This window comes from Pseudomonas sp. Snoq117.2 (genome assembly GCF_900110545.1).
Taxonomy (GTDB): domain Bacteria; phylum Pseudomonadota; class Gammaproteobacteria; order Pseudomonadales; family Pseudomonadaceae; genus Chryseomonas; species Chryseomonas benzopyrenica.
This window is the reverse complement of record NZ_FOED01000006.1, coordinates 204,255-217,540: the sequence shown is the minus strand read 5'-3', so window position 1 is coordinate 217,540 and position 13,286 is coordinate 204,255. Positions and strand designations below refer to the sequence as shown.

The following is a 13,286-nucleotide window of genomic DNA, read 5'->3' as shown; positions in this document are numbered from 1 at the left end:
TGACGGTGATGGTTTTGCTGTAGGTATCGCTGGCGGTGATGGCTTTTGCTGGAAAGGGCCGCGGTTGAGCCCTTCTGCCGAATCAAGAGCAGAATCCGTGTCTCAAAGACTGTCCGGATCGCCAATGAACATCTGGATGCGCGACCTCAGCCAGCGCTCGCCGGGGTCGTGATCCTGGGCACCGCTCCAGGCCATGGGCAATTCATGGCCGCCGTCGTTCAGCTCGGCGGGCGGGTCTTCGTAGCGAAGGCCGCCGGTGCTGGCCAGCAGGCGTGCGGTGTAGTCCGGCACCATCACCAGCAGATCGGTTTCCGCCAGCAGCGAGCCCAGGCCGTTGAACTGGGGCACCGCCAGCACCACCCGGCGCTGGCGGCCGAGCTTGTCGAGCAATTCGTCGATATAACCGGTGAGGTCGCCGGCATAGGACACCAGGGCATGGGGGCGGGCGCAGTATTCGTCCAGGGTCAGGCGCCCGGGCTTGCTGTCGGCGCGCAGTACCTTGAAGCCGAAGCGGCGCACCGGGCGGCGCTTGGCATTGGCTGGCAATTCCTCGGTATAGCCCACCGCCACGGTGATCTCGCCGGAGGCCAGCATGCCGGCGGCGGTCAGGTAGTTCATTCGCCGCACCACCAGGGTGGTGCCCGGCGCCTCGATGCGGATGCGCCTGAGCAGCGGCGGCAGCAGGGCGAATTCGACGTCGTCGGATAGGCCGACGCGAAACACCCGGTCGGCGCTGGCCGGCTCGAAACTCTGGGTCCGGCTCACCGCGCTGGAGATTTGGTCAAGGGCCGGCGACAGCAGGGCGGCGATCTCCTGGGCCCGGGGGGTCGGCTCCATGCTGCGCCCGGTACGCACGAACAGCGGATCGTCGAACAGGGTGCGCAGTCGCGCCAGGGCGGCGCTGATGGCCGGCTGGCCGAGAAACAGCTTTTCCGCGGCACGAGTGACGCTGCGCTCGAGCATCAGGGTCTCGAACACGATGAGCAGGTTGAGGTCGACGCGGCGCAGATCGGTACGGTTCATTCAGGCCCCGATAGGGAGTGGATCGATACCCCCGATGTCCATTATCGATGGGGATGCATAGAATCCTAAGGCAAGGCTGGTTAGAGTCCTAGCCATAAGCAGTCCGCCTCGGCAACGGTTCCGGGGTCGGCATCAACGCGAGGTAGTGCCATGTCCCGCCTGATCCAGTTCACCCAATTCGGCCCGCCGGAGGTGCTCGCCTGCATCGACCGGCCCACGCCCGTGGCGGGGCCAGGCGAGGTGCTGGTGCGGGTAGAGGCCATCGGCGTGAGCTGGTACGACGTGCTCTGGCGGCAGAATCTGGCTCCTGAGCAGGCCGTGCCCCCGGCCGGTCTCGGCTGCGAGCTGGCCGGGGTGGTCACCGCCCTGGGCGAAGGCGTGGCCGACCTGGCGGTGGGCGATCGCGTGGCCAGCTTTCTCGGCCACGACATCAATCGCTATCCGGCCTATGGCGACGACCTGGTCTATCCGGCCACCTCCCTGGTGCGCTACCCGGACGTGCTCACCCCGGTGGAAGCCGCGGTGCACTACAATCCGCTGCTCACCGTCTATACCGCGCTGATGCACCAGGCGCGGCTGCAGCCCGGCGAATGGGTGCTGATCACCGATGCCAGTCGCTGTTGCGGTCCGGCCTCCATCCAGCTGGCCAAGGCCCTGGGTGCCCGGGTCATCGCCAGCACCCACGACGCCGCCGACCGTGACTACCTGCGCGAACTGGGCGCGGAAAGGGTCATCGCCGCCGAGGAAGAGGATCTGGTCAGCCGCATCGCCAGCATCACCGACGGCGTTGGCGTGCACGTGGCCCTGGATGCCCTGGGCGGTCCGCAACTGGCGCTGCTCGGCGAGGCCATGGCGCCCCGCGGCCGGTTGCTGCTCTACGGCCTCAATGGGGGCAACCAGACCCCGCTGCCGGCCTGCGCGGCCTTCAAGAAGAAATTCAAGCTCTACATCCACTGCGTGCAGGATTTCACCGGCCAGCCGGAGATGGGCCTGGAAGCCGATTGTGCCGCGGTGCGGGAAGCCTTGCAGCACATCGACCAACTGACCCGTGATCGCCTGCTCAAGGCGCAGATCAAGCAGGTCTTTCCCTTCGCGCAGTTCGTCGAAGCCCATCGCTGCATGGAGCAGTGCCCTACCCGCGGTCGCGTCGTCCTCAGCGTCGAGTGACGGGCCAGGCAATAAAAAACCCACGCCAAGGCGTGGGTTTTTTCATGGCCGGTCGCCCTTGCAGGTCGCCTAGGCCGTGGCTTTCTTTTGCAGCGGCGGCGTGGCGCGATTGACTCGCGTCTTGGCGCCAAAGAAGGCCACGCTGAGGAAGTGCAGCGGACTGATCCGTTCCAGCACCAGCTTGAGCGCCACCGGCAGGAACAGACCCATGACCATGCTGACGGTGAACACCACCCAGGTGTCGTGCACCTGCAGCTTGTTCAGCACGATGCGAGCCCCGGCGGTGCCGAAAACGTGGAACAGGTAGATCTCGAAGGAGAAGTACCCTAACCAGGCCAGCGGCTTGAAGTAGAAGCGGCGGGCGATCAGCAGGCTGATGGCGGCAAGACCCAAGGCGGTACCGATGATGGCCATGTCGGTCTCGTCGAGATCGACCAACTCGAACAGATAGGCCTGGTCCATGGCCACCAGGATCACCAGGGCCACGGCCATGGTCACGACATTGCGTTGGGTGATGAGCTGCGCGCCGAAGCGGTAGAGACCCAGGCCCAGCAGGAAGAAGGGGAACAGCTGCACCGCCTTGTAGAGGCTGAACAGGTCCGGGAAGCTCTCCCAGGCGAAGGACGCCGCCAGGGCTACGGCGAATACCAGGCCGAAGTTGCGCAGGGTCAGCAGCAGTCCGGCCTTTTCCAACAGGGCGATCACCACGAAGATGCAGAAGATCGACTGCAGGAACCAGAAGTGCGCGTAGCTGAAGAAGTAGATGCTGAAGATGTCAGTCAGCTGCGGCTTGTAGTTGGTGTTGGGCACCGCCATCTGCAAGGCGAAGAACAGCGTCGACACCACCAGCAGAGGAATGCCGATGCGTTTGAACTTACCCTGGTAAAAGCGTGACAGGTCGCTGCCGGTATTCACCGGGCGCAGCGCATAGACGTAACCGGAGATGGCGGTGAACAGCGGCATCCGTACGTAGACGAGAGAATCGTAGAGATAGCGCAGCACGGAGTCGTCCGGCACCTTCATGCCGAGGGTGGACGAACTGCCGATCACGTGGCCCGCTACCATCAGAAACAGCGCCAGTCCGCGGATCGTCTCGATGCGCAGATCCTTTTCAGGCGTGGTCTTGGTCATGCTGAGTCCTCTGTACTAGCTAAGCGAGACAGCGTCTCCACGGGCGTGGGGAACGGATGTCGGCGCATCAGATCATCTGAGCCCGGTGAGCTTAGGCTAGTTCGTTAGCTTCCTTGCGGTAGCGGCGGGAAAACTCCGGCTTTTCTTGCGCTGCATCACTTTTCTGTGAAGCGATTACTAGAAGTGTGAACTTGCAACGGCGGCGAACAACGTTGATTCAGATGGCATTGTGCCAGGCTTAAGGTGTTCTTAAGCCAGCTTGCGCTAGGCCAGAGGCGGCCAGGGCAGGCCGCTGTGGCTTGGCTCAGACGAAGGCCTTGCCGTCCAGAATCGCCTTGCGCCAGCGGGTGATACGCACTTCGCCAGGCAGCCCGGCAGTGGTGAAGGGATCGCGGGCGATGAAGGCTTCGGCCTCGGCGCGGGTTTCCACATCGACGATATAGACGCTGCCGCTGGCGGTCTCGCCGTCATCGCTGAGCTTGGCACCGCAGGCCAGCAGGGCAGCGGCGTTCTCGCGCAGGAAATCCAGGTGAGCCGGGCGATGCTGCTGGCGCAGGGCCAGGCTGTCCGGCTTGTCGAAGGTCTCGATCAGAAAAGGCATGGCGGGCTCCGATAGGCTCGGCGGCCCCGATGGCCGCCGCTGGCGCAGGGTGGCGCGATCCTGGGGCCAGCGTCAATCGGACCTTGGCCGGCCATTGATGCCTGGCCTGGGCATAGCCTTAGCAGAGAAATGTATTAAACATTCAGGTCTAGATAGGCCAGGCTGACCTTTCCAAATGGAATATAAGGAAGGTCACCATGGTTCGTTCCTCTCTCCGACGCTGGCTGGCGCAGGGCGCTGTTCTGCTAGCCGCGCTTGGTGTGCTCGCTCCGGTACAGGCCGCCGACCAGCCGTTGCGCATCGGTTATCAGAAGGGCGGCGGTCTGCTGGCCGTGCTCAAGGCCCAGGGCACCCTTGAGCAGGCCCTAGGGGCCCAGGGCTATCAGGTGAGCTGGCGCGAGTTCCAGGCTGGGCCGCAATTGCTGGAAGCCCTCAATGCCGGCAGCATCGACGTCGGTTATACCGGCTCCCCGCCACCGATCTTCGCCCAGGCGGCGGGGATCGATCTGGTCTACCTGGGCGCCGAACCGGCCAGCGAGGCGGTGGAGGCCATCCTGGTGCCGGACGGTTCGCCGATCCGCGACGTCGCCGAACTCAAGGGCAAGAAGGTGGCCGTGCAGAAGGGGTCGAGCGCCAACTTTTTGCTGGTCGCGGCCCTGGAAAAGGCCGGGCTGAGCTTCAAGGACATCCAGCCGGTCTATCTGCCGCCGGCCGATGCCCGCGCCGCCTTCGTCAACGGTTCGGTGGACGCCTGGGTGGTCTGGGATCCCTATCTGGCGGCCATCCAGCAAGGCCAGCCGGTGCGAGTGCTGGCCGACTATAAGGGTCTGCTGCACGCCAACAGCTTCTATGAGGGTTCGCGGCGCTTCGCCGATGCCCATCCCGAGGCGATCCGCCTGTTGCTGGCGGAACTGGCCAAGGCTGGTGCCTGGGCCAATGCCCATAAGCCGGAGGTGACGCGCATCCTGGCCGAGCAGATCGGGCTGCCGGAAGCGGTGATCGCCACCTGGCAGGCACGTACCCGCTACGGGGTGACGGCGCTGACGCCGGAGATCATCGCCACCCAGCAACAGACCGCCGACATCTTCAAGGCCCAGGGGCTGATTCCCCGGGCGGTGGAGGTAAGCCAAGCGGTCTGGCAGGCGCCCTAGGACGACTAGGTGCGGCGGGGCAGCAGGTAGCCCAGCAGAAACATCCCGGCGGCGGCCACCACCACCGAGGGTCCGGCCGGGGTGTCCTGGTACCAGGATAGGGTCAACCCCAGGCACACGGCGGCCATGCCCAGCAGGCTGGCGCCACAGGCCATCTGCTCGGGACTGCGGGCATGGCGCTGGGCCGTGGCGGCGGGGATGATCAGCAGCGAGGTGATCAGCAGAACCCCGACGATCTTCATGGCCACGGCGATGACGATGGCCACCAGCAGCATCAGCGCCAGGCGGATCCAGGTCACCGGCAGGCCTTCGACCTGGGCCAGTTCCTCGTGCACGGTGATGGCCAGCAGCGGGCGCCACAGACAGGCCAGGGCCACCAGCACCACAGCGCTGCCGCCGAGGATCCAGCGCAGATCGCTGGGGCCCACCGCCAGCAGATCGCCGAACAGATAGCTCATCAGGTCGATCCGCACCTCGTGCATGAACGACAGCGCCACCAGGCCCAGGGACAGGGTGCTGTGGGCGAGGATGCCGAGCAGGGTGTCGGCGGCCAGGCCGCGACGGCGCTGCAACACCACCAGCACCACCGCCAGCGCCAAACAGCCGACAGTGACGGTCAGGGTCGGGCTGACATCCAGCAGGAAGCCCACGGCGACCCCGAGCAGGGCGGCATGGGACAGGGTGTCGCCGAAGTAGGCCATGCGCCGCCAGACCACGAAGGAGCCGAGGGGGCCGGCGACGAGGGCGAGGGCGAGACCGGCGAGCAGGGCATACAGCAGGAAATCAGCCATGCTTGCAGTGGGCTCCATGGACGTGCGGCGTCTTGACCACGCTGCCATGCAGGTCGTGGGCGTGATCGTGGTGGTGGTGATAGACGGCTAGGTTGCGCGCGCTCTGGCCGAACAGTGCCTGGTATGCCGGATCGCCGCTGACCTGCTCGGGATGGCCGGAGCAGCAGATGTGGCGATTCAGGCAGATCACCTGATCGGTGGCGCCCATCACCAGGTGCAGGTCATGGGAGACCATCAGCACGCCGCAACCATGGCGCTCGCGCAACTGGCCGATCAGCCGGTACAGCTCGCTCTGGCCATTGATGTCGACGCCCTGCACGGGCTCGTCGAGCACCAGCAACTCGGGTTGGCGGAGCAGGGCGCGGGCCAGCAATACCCGCTGCAACTCGCCGCCGGAAATGCTCTGCAAGGGGCTGTCGATGACGCCCTCGGCGCCCACTTCGCCCAGGGCGGCCAGGGCGCTGGCGCGGGTCACCCCCGGCACCAGGCGCAGGAATCGCAGCACCGACAGCGGCAGGGTGGCGTCCACCTGCAGTTTCTGCGGCATGTAGCCGATGCGCAGCCGCGGGCGGCGCCAGACGCTGCCGCGATCGGGCGTGAGCAGCCCGAGCACGCTGCGCACCAGGGTGGTCTTGCCGGCGCCATTGGGGCCGATGAGGGTGACGATGCGGCCGGGATCCAGGGTCAGGCTGACCTGATCGAGCACCGGCTGCCCGGCAAAGGTCACACCGACATCCTGCAGCCGGATCAGCGCCTCGCTCATGCCTGCTTCCGGCAGGCGGCGCACTGACCGACCACTTCCACGGTCTGGCCTTCCACCTGGAAGCCCACGGCGCTGGCGCCGTCGAGGATGGCCTGGTGCACGGCGGGCTGTTCCAGTTCGATGCTCACCTGGCAGCTGCGGCAGATCAGGAACTGCCCCTGGTGGGCCTCGCCGGGATGATTGCAGCCGACGAAGGCGTTGAGCGAGGCGATGCGGTGCACCAGGCCGTTCTCGACCAGGAAATCCAGTGCCCGGTAGACGGTGGGCGGCGCGGCGCGGCGACCGTCCTGCTCGCTGAGCACGGCCAGGATGTCGTAGGCGCCGAGCGGCTTGTGGCTTTGCCAGACCAGCTCCAGCACCCGCTTGCGCAGCTCGGTGAGGCGCACGCCAGCGCGGCTGCAGAGTTCGTCGGCCTCGGCCAGGGCGTGGGCGACGCAGCGCGAATGATCGTGGGGCCGAAAGGCCAGGGGGGCGTTGGACATGAAACGGTACCTTGAGAGCCAGGACGTTATTATATTGCACCTCTCCTAAGAATCGGGATTTTCACGTGCCACGCCTCCTACCCCTCGTCGCTTCCCTGCTGCTCGCCTGCACCCTGCTGCCCGCCCAGGCCGAGGTGAAGGTGTTGACCAGTATCAAACCCCTGCAACTGATCGCCGCGGCCATCCAGGATGGCGCCGGCCAGCCCGCCGTGCTGCTGCCGCCGGGCGCCTCGCCGCACCATTACGCCCTGCGGCCCTCGGACCTGCGCCAGGTACGCGAGGCCGGGCTGGTCTACTGGATCGGCCCGGATCTGGAGACCTTCCTGCCGACGGTGCTCAAGGAACGCCAGGGCCCCAGCGTGGCCATCCAGGACTTGCCGGGCCTGCACCTGCGTCGCTTCGGCGCCGAGCACGCCCATGAGCCGGGCGACGATCATGACGAGCACGAGCACGAGCACGAGCACGAGCACGAGCACGAGCACGAGCACGAGCACGAGCACGAGCACGGTGCGGCGCCCGAGTACGCCCACGACCATGACCACCGCCCCGGTAGCCTGGATGCCCACCTCTGGCTTACCCCGGCCAATGCCCGGGTGATCGCCACGCGCCTCGCGGCCGACCTGAGCCAGGCCGATCCGGCCAATGCCAGTCGCTACGCGGCCAACCTCAAGGCCTTCGAGCGTGGACTGGCCGCCAAGGACCAGGCCCTGCGCGCCCAGCTGGCGCCGCTGGCCGGCAAGCCCTATTTCGTTTTCCACGAGGCCTTCGACTATTTCGAGGAAGCCTATGGCCTGGGGCATCGTGGTGTCTTCGCCCTGGGCGCCGACGTCCAGCCCGGCGCGCGCCATGTGGCCGCCATGCGTGAAGAGCTCAAGGCAGCCGGTCCGACCTGTGTCTTCACCGAACCGCCGTTGCAGCCGAAGATCGCCACCACCCTGAGCAGCGGCCTGCCGGTGACCCTGGTGGAGCTCGATCCTCTGGGGGCCCGCATTCCGGTCGATAGCCAGGGCTATGCGACCCTGCTGCAACAGGTGGCCGACACCCTCGACGGCTGCCTCGGCAAGCTCCCCTGAGCCACACGGGATAACGATTCGGCAAGGGCTACCGTTCGTCGCCCTTGAACTGCCCTGGTGATCGTTCAGCTGGCGTTCAGGACGAGTTCAGGCAGCGTTCAGGGCCCTTGGCCTAATCTGCAACTGTCAGATCAGCAACGCCGAGGTCGCCCGGATATGTTCACCCTAGCGCAGCTCCCGCTAAGGCAGATCGTCCGGACACTTCGACCCGACCTGGCGATGTTCATCCTTGTAACTCCACTGCAGGGTCACCAAGTCAGCTCTGGTCCCCTGTAGCCGTCTCACGACGGAGCCGTCCCCCAACGGCAGTTTCCGATCCCCATGAAGTGCTCCTTACCTCTCCAACCGGAGAGGTTTTTTTTGCCTGGAATAAAGTAAGTGTCCCCATCCATCCGCTCCCTGCTCTCGCCGTCAGCCGGCTCCAGGCGCCATAATCGGGCCCAGGGCGCTGCTGCGCGACGTACGCGACAGATGCAGTCGCAGCCACAGAAAGTCTCGTTAGCTGTTCAGGAGTCTGCATGAAGATCCTCGTCGTCGAAGACGAAAACCTGCTGCGCCACCACCTCAAGGTGCGTCTGGGTGAAGCCGGTCATGTCGTCAATGCCGTGGCCGATGCGGAAGAAGCGCTCTACAGCGCCCGCGAATTCCATCACGATCTCGCCATCATCGACCTGGGCCTGCCCGGCATGAGCGGTCTCGATCTGATCCGCCAGCTGCGCAACCAGGGCGCCACCCTGCCGATCCTCATCCTCACCGCCCGTGGCAGCTGGCAGGACAAGGTCGAAGGCCTGGGTGCCGGGGCGGACGACTATGTGGTCAAGCCCTTCCAGTTCGAAGAACTGGAAGCCCGCCTCAATGTGCTGTTGCGTCGCTCGGCGGGCTTCGTCCAGCCGAGCATCCGCGCCGGCTCGCTCAAGCTGGACCTGGGGCGCCAACAGGCCTTCAACGAAGACCAGCCGCTGCAGCTGACCGCCTACGAGTACCGGCTGCTGGAATACCTGATGCGCAACCATCAGCAGGTGATCACCAAGGAGCGGCTCATGGAGCAGCTCTACGACGATGACGGCGAGCACGACAGTAACGTCATCGAGGTGCTGGTGGGGCGCCTGAGGCGCAAGCTGGAAGCCAACTGCCAGATGCAACCCATCGAAACGGTCCGGGGCCGCGGCTACCTGTTCACCGAGCGCTGCCAGTGATCCGTTCGTTCCGGGTACGGTTGCTGCTCAGCGCGGCGCTGCTGGTCATCGTCTGCCTGGCGTTGATCGTGCCGGCGATCCGCAATGCCTTCGACCGTACCGTGGAAAACTTCGTCGCCGCGCGCCTGGAGGCCAACGCCAACACCCTGATTGGGGCGGCGCGGGCCATCGACGGGCGCCTGGCGATGCCGGAGATGATCGCCGAAGAGGTCTTCGACCGACCCGGTTCGCCCATCCTCGGCTATGTCTACGACCAGAACGGTCGCCTGCTCTGGCGCTCGCGCTCGGCGATCAAGGAGCGGCCCAACTACCGGCCGACCTTCGACGGCGGCGGGGTCAAGCTGGTCAAGGCTACCGACGACCAGGGCCAGGGTTTCTTCGTCTTCGATCGCGAGGTACTGCTGGGCAATCCGCCGGTCGCCGGCTTCAGCGTGGTCACCATGCAGCCGGCCGAGGAGTACGAGCGGTTGCGCGCGACCTTCGTCCACCAGGTGATCCTCTGGCTGGTCGGGGTGCTGGGTGCGCTGCTGGTCCTGCTCGCTCTGGTCATGCAATGGAGCCTGCGACCGCTGCGCCGCCTCAGCCAGCAGCTGGACGCGGTGGAAACCGACCAGCGCGAGTTGCTCGACGAAAACAACGTACCCAGCGAGATCAGTCGCCTGATCCGTTCGCTGAACCGCCTGCTCGATCACGAACGCCTGCAGCGCGAGCGCTACCGCGACACCTTGGGCGATCTGGCCCATAGCCTGAAGACGCCGTTGGCGGTCTTGCAGGGAGTGACCGAGGAATTGCGCCGTCGGCCGCAGCTCGACCAGGAGGTCGGCACCCTGCAGACCCAGATCGAGCGCATGAACCAGCAGGTGATGTACCAGCTGCAGCGGGCCACCCGCCAGGGCGGCGCGGTACTCAGCCGGCCGCTGGAGCTGGCGCCGCTGGTGGAGTCGCTGTTCAGCACCCTGGACAAGGTCTATGCCGAGAAACGCGTGCAGGCGGAAATGGATTTGCCGCCGAATCTGCGGGTGCAGGCCGAAGAAGCCGCCATGCTGGAGGTGTTCGGCAATCTCCTGGAAAACGCCTATCGCCTGTGCCTGACCCAGGTGCGGGTCAGCGCCCGTCGTCATACCGAGCACTGGATCCTCGACATCGAAGACGACGGCCCCGGCATTCCCGCCGAGCGCCGCGAAAGCGTGCTGCGTCGCGGCATGCGCATGGACAGCCGCCATCCTGGGCAGGGCATCGGCCTGGCCGTGGTGCAGGACATCCTGGAAGGCTACCGCAGCAGCCTGACCATCGATGAATCCAGTCTGGGCGGCGCCCGTATCCGCTTCCGCCTGCCGGCGGCGATTTCCCCGGAGCGGCCTTCCTTGGTGCACAATGGGGCCAAGACGTGACCCATGGGTCATGGCTTGCGTCTGCTCCTGATAGTGAAATTCTGTCTGTAAGGACCCCGGCATGAGCCGCGACTGCCGTCACCTCGAATCCCTGTTGCACCACGATATTCCCATCACCAAGGCCCTGGGCCTGGAAGTCCGCGACTGGAGCGAGCAGCGCCTGCAGCTGCATGCCCCGCTGGATGCCAACATCAACCACGCCAGCACCATGTTCGGCGGCAGCCTCTACTGCGTGGCCGTGCTGGCCGGTTGGGGCTGGCTGTACCTGCGCCTGCGCGAAGCCGGCATCGAGGAAGGCCACATCCTCATCCAGGAAGGCCAGATCAGCTATCCGCGGCCCATCACCGCCGATGCCCTGGCCTATGGCGAGCCGCCCGAGGCACGGGCCTGGGAGCGCTTCGAGACCACCTTCCGCCGCCGTGGCCGCGCGCGCATCACCCTGCAGTCGCGCATCGTCACCGAGAGTGGCGAGGATGGGGTGCGCTTTACCGGTCAATACGTGCTGCACCGCTGAGAGCTTGTCCAAAGTCTGCTGCGCGTCGGCCAAACTGCGTTGAAAAGACCCTGGGCCGCCAGCCCGGTCGGAATGCTCATTTACCACTCGTAAACTCGCACGCGAGTCCGATCCGCTTCCTCAGGTCTTTTCGCGGGGCCGCCCAGGCTTTGTTTGGCTCTAGCTCGCGAGCCTTTGAATAAGCTCTGGCCAGGTAGCGCGGTACGCAAAGGGCGACCCTAGGGTCGCCCTTTTTCGTTTCCGTTATCCGCTCAGCCGTGGGAGTGAGACTCGGCTTTCGCCTGCTGTGCGGTATTGGTGTCGGGCAGGTTGTCCGGCGGTACCGCCAGGGCACGCAGGGCGCCGGACATGATCTCGCTGAAGGTCGGCGCCGAGACCAGACCGCCGAAGTAGCCTTCCTTGGTCGGGGTATCCAGCATCACCGCCAGCACTAGCTTGGGATCGGCCGCCGGTGCCATGCCGACGAACAGCGAGCGATAGGCGTGCTCGGTGTAGCTGCCGGCGCCGGCCTTGCGCGCGGTACCCGACTTGCCGGCCACGTGATAGCCGGGCACCCGGGCGCGGATCACGCCGCCTTCGTCTTCCACCACGTGGTTGAGCATGGCGCGCAGGCGCCGGGCGATGGCCGGGTCCATGGCCTGGACGCTCTGCTGCTTCTGGTCCTTGAGCAGGGTCAGGGGGGTGAGCAGGCCGTCGTTGGCGATCACCGAATAGGCCTGGGCCAGCTCGGCGACGTTGACCGCCAGGCTGTAGCCAAAGGACATACTGGCCGTGGCGATCTGCGACCACTTGGTGTGGCCGGGCAGGTAGCCGGCGTTCTCGCCGGGAAAGCCCAGGGCCATCGGATTACCGAAGCCGACGCGGCTGAGCTGCTCGTAGATGGGCAGCGGCCCGATCTGCAGCGCCACCTTGCTCATGCCGATGTTGGAGGAATTGAGCAGCACCCCGGTCATGGTCAGGACACCGCGCCGGGCCACGTCGTGGATGGTGTGACCGTCGATGGTCATCCAGCCCGGCGCTACGTCCACAGTGCTGTTCTCGTTGAACTTGCCCGAGGCCAGGGCCACCGACATGCTGAACGGCTTGATCACCGAGCCGGGCTCGAAGGCGTCGGTCAGGGTGCGGTTGCGCATGTTGGGGATCTGCAGCGTGGCGCGGTTGTTGGGGTTGTAGGAGGGGAAATTGGTCATCGCCAGGATCTGGCCGGTCTTGGGGTTGACCAGCACGGCGGACCCGGACTGGGCGCCGAACTTTTCCACCGCGGTCTGCAGCGCGCGATAGGCGATGAACTGCAGGCGCAGGTCGATGGACAGCGCCACGTCCTTGCTCGGTTGCGGCTGGCGCACCACGCGGATGTTCTTGACCACCGAGCCACGCGGATTGATCAGCACCTCGCGCACCCCGCCACGGCCGGCCAGCCAGTCTTCGAAGCCCAGTTCCAGGCCCTCCTGGCCATGGCCGTCGATGTTGACCATGCCGATCACCTGGGCCACCAGGTCGGAACTGGGATAGTAGCGCTTGTATTCCTTGATCTGGCGCACCCCGGGTACGCCGAGGGCCATGATGTTCTCGCCATCGATGGGCGACAGCGCCCGGGCCAGGTAGAGGAAGTGCTTTTCCGGATGGCCGAGGATCAGGTTGCGGAGTTCGGCTTCGGGCTTGTGGATGGCCTGGGCCAGGCGCCCCAGCTGGTCGGCGCTGTCCTGCATCTCCGATGGATTGCACCAGATGGTCACCACCTCGGTGGAAACCGCCAGGGGCGCGCCGTTGCGGTCGGTGATCATGCCGCGGGTGACCGGAATGGGAATGTGGCGCACCGAACGGCGATCGCCCTGGTCACCCAGGAAGGCGGCATCGATCAGCTTGAGGTAGGTGATGCGGCCAGCGACCACGCAGGTCAGCAGGACCAGCACGACGACCACGACATAGAAGCGATAGCGGGGTGCGGCCGTCATGGCGGCTCCTGCGCGAGAAGAGGGCTTGGGCATGGTCACAACTGGTTA

Annotated in this window: 13 protein-coding genes; 6 read left to right on the top strand and 7 right to left on the bottom strand. The window is 65.8% G+C overall.

The window, feature by feature from the left end:
• Window positions 1–102: 102 nt before the first annotated feature.
• Window positions 103–1,023 carry a LysR family transcriptional regulator gene (locus BMZ43_RS17095; protein ID WP_017642332.1) on the bottom strand — a complete coding sequence of 307 codons (921 nt, stop codon included), beginning with the start codon at window positions 1,021–1,023 and terminating at the stop codon, window positions 103–105.
• A 150-nt stretch (window positions 1,024–1,173) separates the two neighbouring features.
• Here BMZ43_RS17095 and BMZ43_RS17090 point away from each other — a divergent pair, with 150 nt between their 5' ends.
• Entirely contained in the window at window positions 1,174–2,190 is a 1,017-nt protein-coding gene (locus tag BMZ43_RS17090; protein ID WP_017642331.1) for a zinc-dependent alcohol dehydrogenase family protein, read from the top strand.
• Window positions 2,191–2,259: 69 nt separating this feature from the next.
• Here the strand turns inward: BMZ43_RS17090 and BMZ43_RS17085 are convergent, their stop codons facing one another.
• Entirely contained in the window at window positions 2,260–3,321 is a 1,062-nt protein-coding gene (locus BMZ43_RS17085; RefSeq protein ID WP_017642330.1) for an acyltransferase family protein, read from the bottom strand.
• A gap of 304 nt (window positions 3,322–3,625) precedes the next feature.
• Window positions 3,626–3,922 carry a YciI family protein gene (locus BMZ43_RS17080; protein ID WP_017642329.1) on the bottom strand — a complete coding sequence of 99 codons (297 nt, stop codon included), beginning with the start codon at window positions 3,920–3,922 and terminating at the stop codon, window positions 3,626–3,628.
• A 197-nt stretch (window positions 3,923–4,119) separates the two neighbouring features.
• On the opposite strand from BMZ43_RS17080, the gene BMZ43_RS17075 reads away from it, so the two are divergent.
• Window positions 4,120–5,073, top strand: a complete 954-nt coding sequence (locus tag BMZ43_RS17075) for a sulfonate ABC transporter substrate-binding protein (protein ID WP_064309195.1) — start codon at window positions 4,120–4,122, stop codon at window positions 5,071–5,073.
• Between the two features lie 5 nt (window positions 5,074–5,078).
• Here BMZ43_RS17075 and znuB read toward each other — a convergent pair whose 3' ends face one another.
• Genes znuB through BMZ43_RS17060 form a run of 3 tightly spaced genes read right to left on the bottom strand, consistent with a single transcriptional unit; the run spans window position 5,079 to window position 7,109 of the window.
• Window positions 5,079–5,864: a zinc ABC transporter permease subunit ZnuB gene (gene znuB / locus BMZ43_RS17070; protein ID WP_093255103.1), complete on the bottom strand. Its 786-nt coding sequence runs from the start codon at window positions 5,862–5,864 to the stop codon at window positions 5,079–5,081.
• A complete protein-coding gene (gene znuC, locus BMZ43_RS17065; protein WP_093255100.1) occupies window positions 5,857–6,627 on the bottom strand; it encodes a zinc ABC transporter ATP-binding protein ZnuC in 771 nt (256 codons plus the stop codon). The genes znuB and znuC overlap by 8 nt, the downstream gene beginning before the upstream one ends.
• The gene (locus tag BMZ43_RS17060) at window positions 6,624–7,109 is read right to left on the bottom strand and encodes a Fur family transcriptional regulator (RefSeq protein WP_093255097.1); all 486 of its coding nucleotides are present in this window, start codon (window positions 7,107–7,109) and stop codon (window positions 6,624–6,626) included. The genes znuC and BMZ43_RS17060 overlap by 4 nt, the downstream gene beginning before the upstream one ends.
• Window positions 7,110–7,174: 65 nt before the next feature.
• Here BMZ43_RS17060 and znuA point away from each other — a divergent pair, with 65 nt between their 5' ends.
• The 4 genes from znuA to BMZ43_RS17040 all read left to right on the top strand — a co-directional run bounded on the left by znuA (window position 7,175) and on the right by BMZ43_RS17040 (window position 11,283).
• Window positions 7,175–8,182, top strand: a complete 1,008-nt coding sequence (gene znuA / locus BMZ43_RS17055) for a zinc ABC transporter substrate-binding protein ZnuA (protein ID WP_093255094.1) — start codon at window positions 7,175–7,177, stop codon at window positions 8,180–8,182.
• A 518-nt stretch (window positions 8,183–8,700) separates the two neighbouring features.
• Window positions 8,701–9,378: a response regulator transcription factor gene (locus BMZ43_RS17050; protein ID WP_017642323.1), complete on the top strand. Its 678-nt coding sequence runs from the start codon at window positions 8,701–8,703 to the stop codon at window positions 9,376–9,378.
• Complete coding sequence (locus tag BMZ43_RS17045; protein WP_026083992.1) at window positions 9,375–10,769, top strand: ATP-binding protein; 1,395 nt, start codon at window positions 9,375–9,377, stop codon at window positions 10,767–10,769. The genes BMZ43_RS17050 and BMZ43_RS17045 overlap by 4 nt, the downstream gene beginning before the upstream one ends.
• 61 nt (window positions 10,770–10,830) lie before the next feature.
• On the top strand, window positions 10,831–11,283 hold the full coding sequence (locus BMZ43_RS17040; protein WP_017642321.1) for a thioesterase domain-containing protein: 453 nt from the start codon (window positions 10,831–10,833) through the stop codon (window positions 11,281–11,283).
• A gap of 251 nt (window positions 11,284–11,534) precedes the next feature.
• Here BMZ43_RS17040 and BMZ43_RS17035 read toward each other — a convergent pair whose 3' ends face one another.
• Window positions 11,535–13,238, bottom strand: coding sequence for a peptidoglycan D,D-transpeptidase FtsI family protein (locus BMZ43_RS17035; RefSeq protein ID WP_017642320.1), 1,704 nt, complete (start codon window positions 13,236–13,238; stop codon window positions 11,535–11,537).
• Between the last annotated feature and the right edge of the window lie 48 nt (window positions 13,239–13,286).

Excerpts from the sequence above, each read along its gene's own strand:
- BMZ43_RS17095 (WP_017642332.1), bottom strand. The coding sequence starts at position 1,023 with ATGAACCGTACCGATCTGCGCCGCGTCGACCTCAACCTGCTCATCGTG.
- BMZ43_RS17090 (WP_017642331.1), top strand. The coding sequence starts at position 1,174 with ATGTCCCGCCTGATCCAGTTCACCCAATTCGGCCCGCCGGAGGTGCTC.
- BMZ43_RS17085 (WP_017642330.1), bottom strand. The coding sequence starts at position 3,321 with ATGACCAAGACCACGCCTGAAAAGGATCTGCGCATCGAGACGATCCGC.
- BMZ43_RS17080 (WP_017642329.1), bottom strand. The coding sequence starts at position 3,922 with ATGCCTTTTCTGATCGAGACCTTCGACAAGCCGGACAGCCTGGCCCTG.
- BMZ43_RS17075 (WP_064309195.1), top strand. The coding sequence starts at position 4,120 with ATGGTTCGTTCCTCTCTCCGACGCTGGCTGGCGCAGGGCGCTGTTCTG.
- znuB (WP_093255103.1), bottom strand. The coding sequence starts at position 5,864 with ATGGCTGATTTCCTGCTGTATGCCCTGCTCGCCGGTCTCGCCCTCGCC.
- znuC (WP_093255100.1), bottom strand. The coding sequence starts at position 6,627 with ATGAGCGAGGCGCTGATCCGGCTGCAGGATGTCGGTGTGACCTTTGCC.
- BMZ43_RS17060 (WP_093255097.1), bottom strand. The coding sequence starts at position 7,109 with ATGTCCAACGCCCCCCTGGCCTTTCGGCCCCACGATCATTCGCGCTGC.
- BMZ43_RS17050 (WP_017642323.1), top strand. The coding sequence starts at position 8,701 with ATGAAGATCCTCGTCGTCGAAGACGAAAACCTGCTGCGCCACCACCTC.
- BMZ43_RS17040 (WP_017642321.1), top strand. The coding sequence starts at position 10,831 with ATGAGCCGCGACTGCCGTCACCTCGAATCCCTGTTGCACCACGATATT.
- BMZ43_RS17035 (WP_017642320.1), bottom strand. The coding sequence starts at position 13,238 with ATGACGGCCGCACCCCGCTATCGCTTCTATGTCGTGGTCGTCGTGCTG.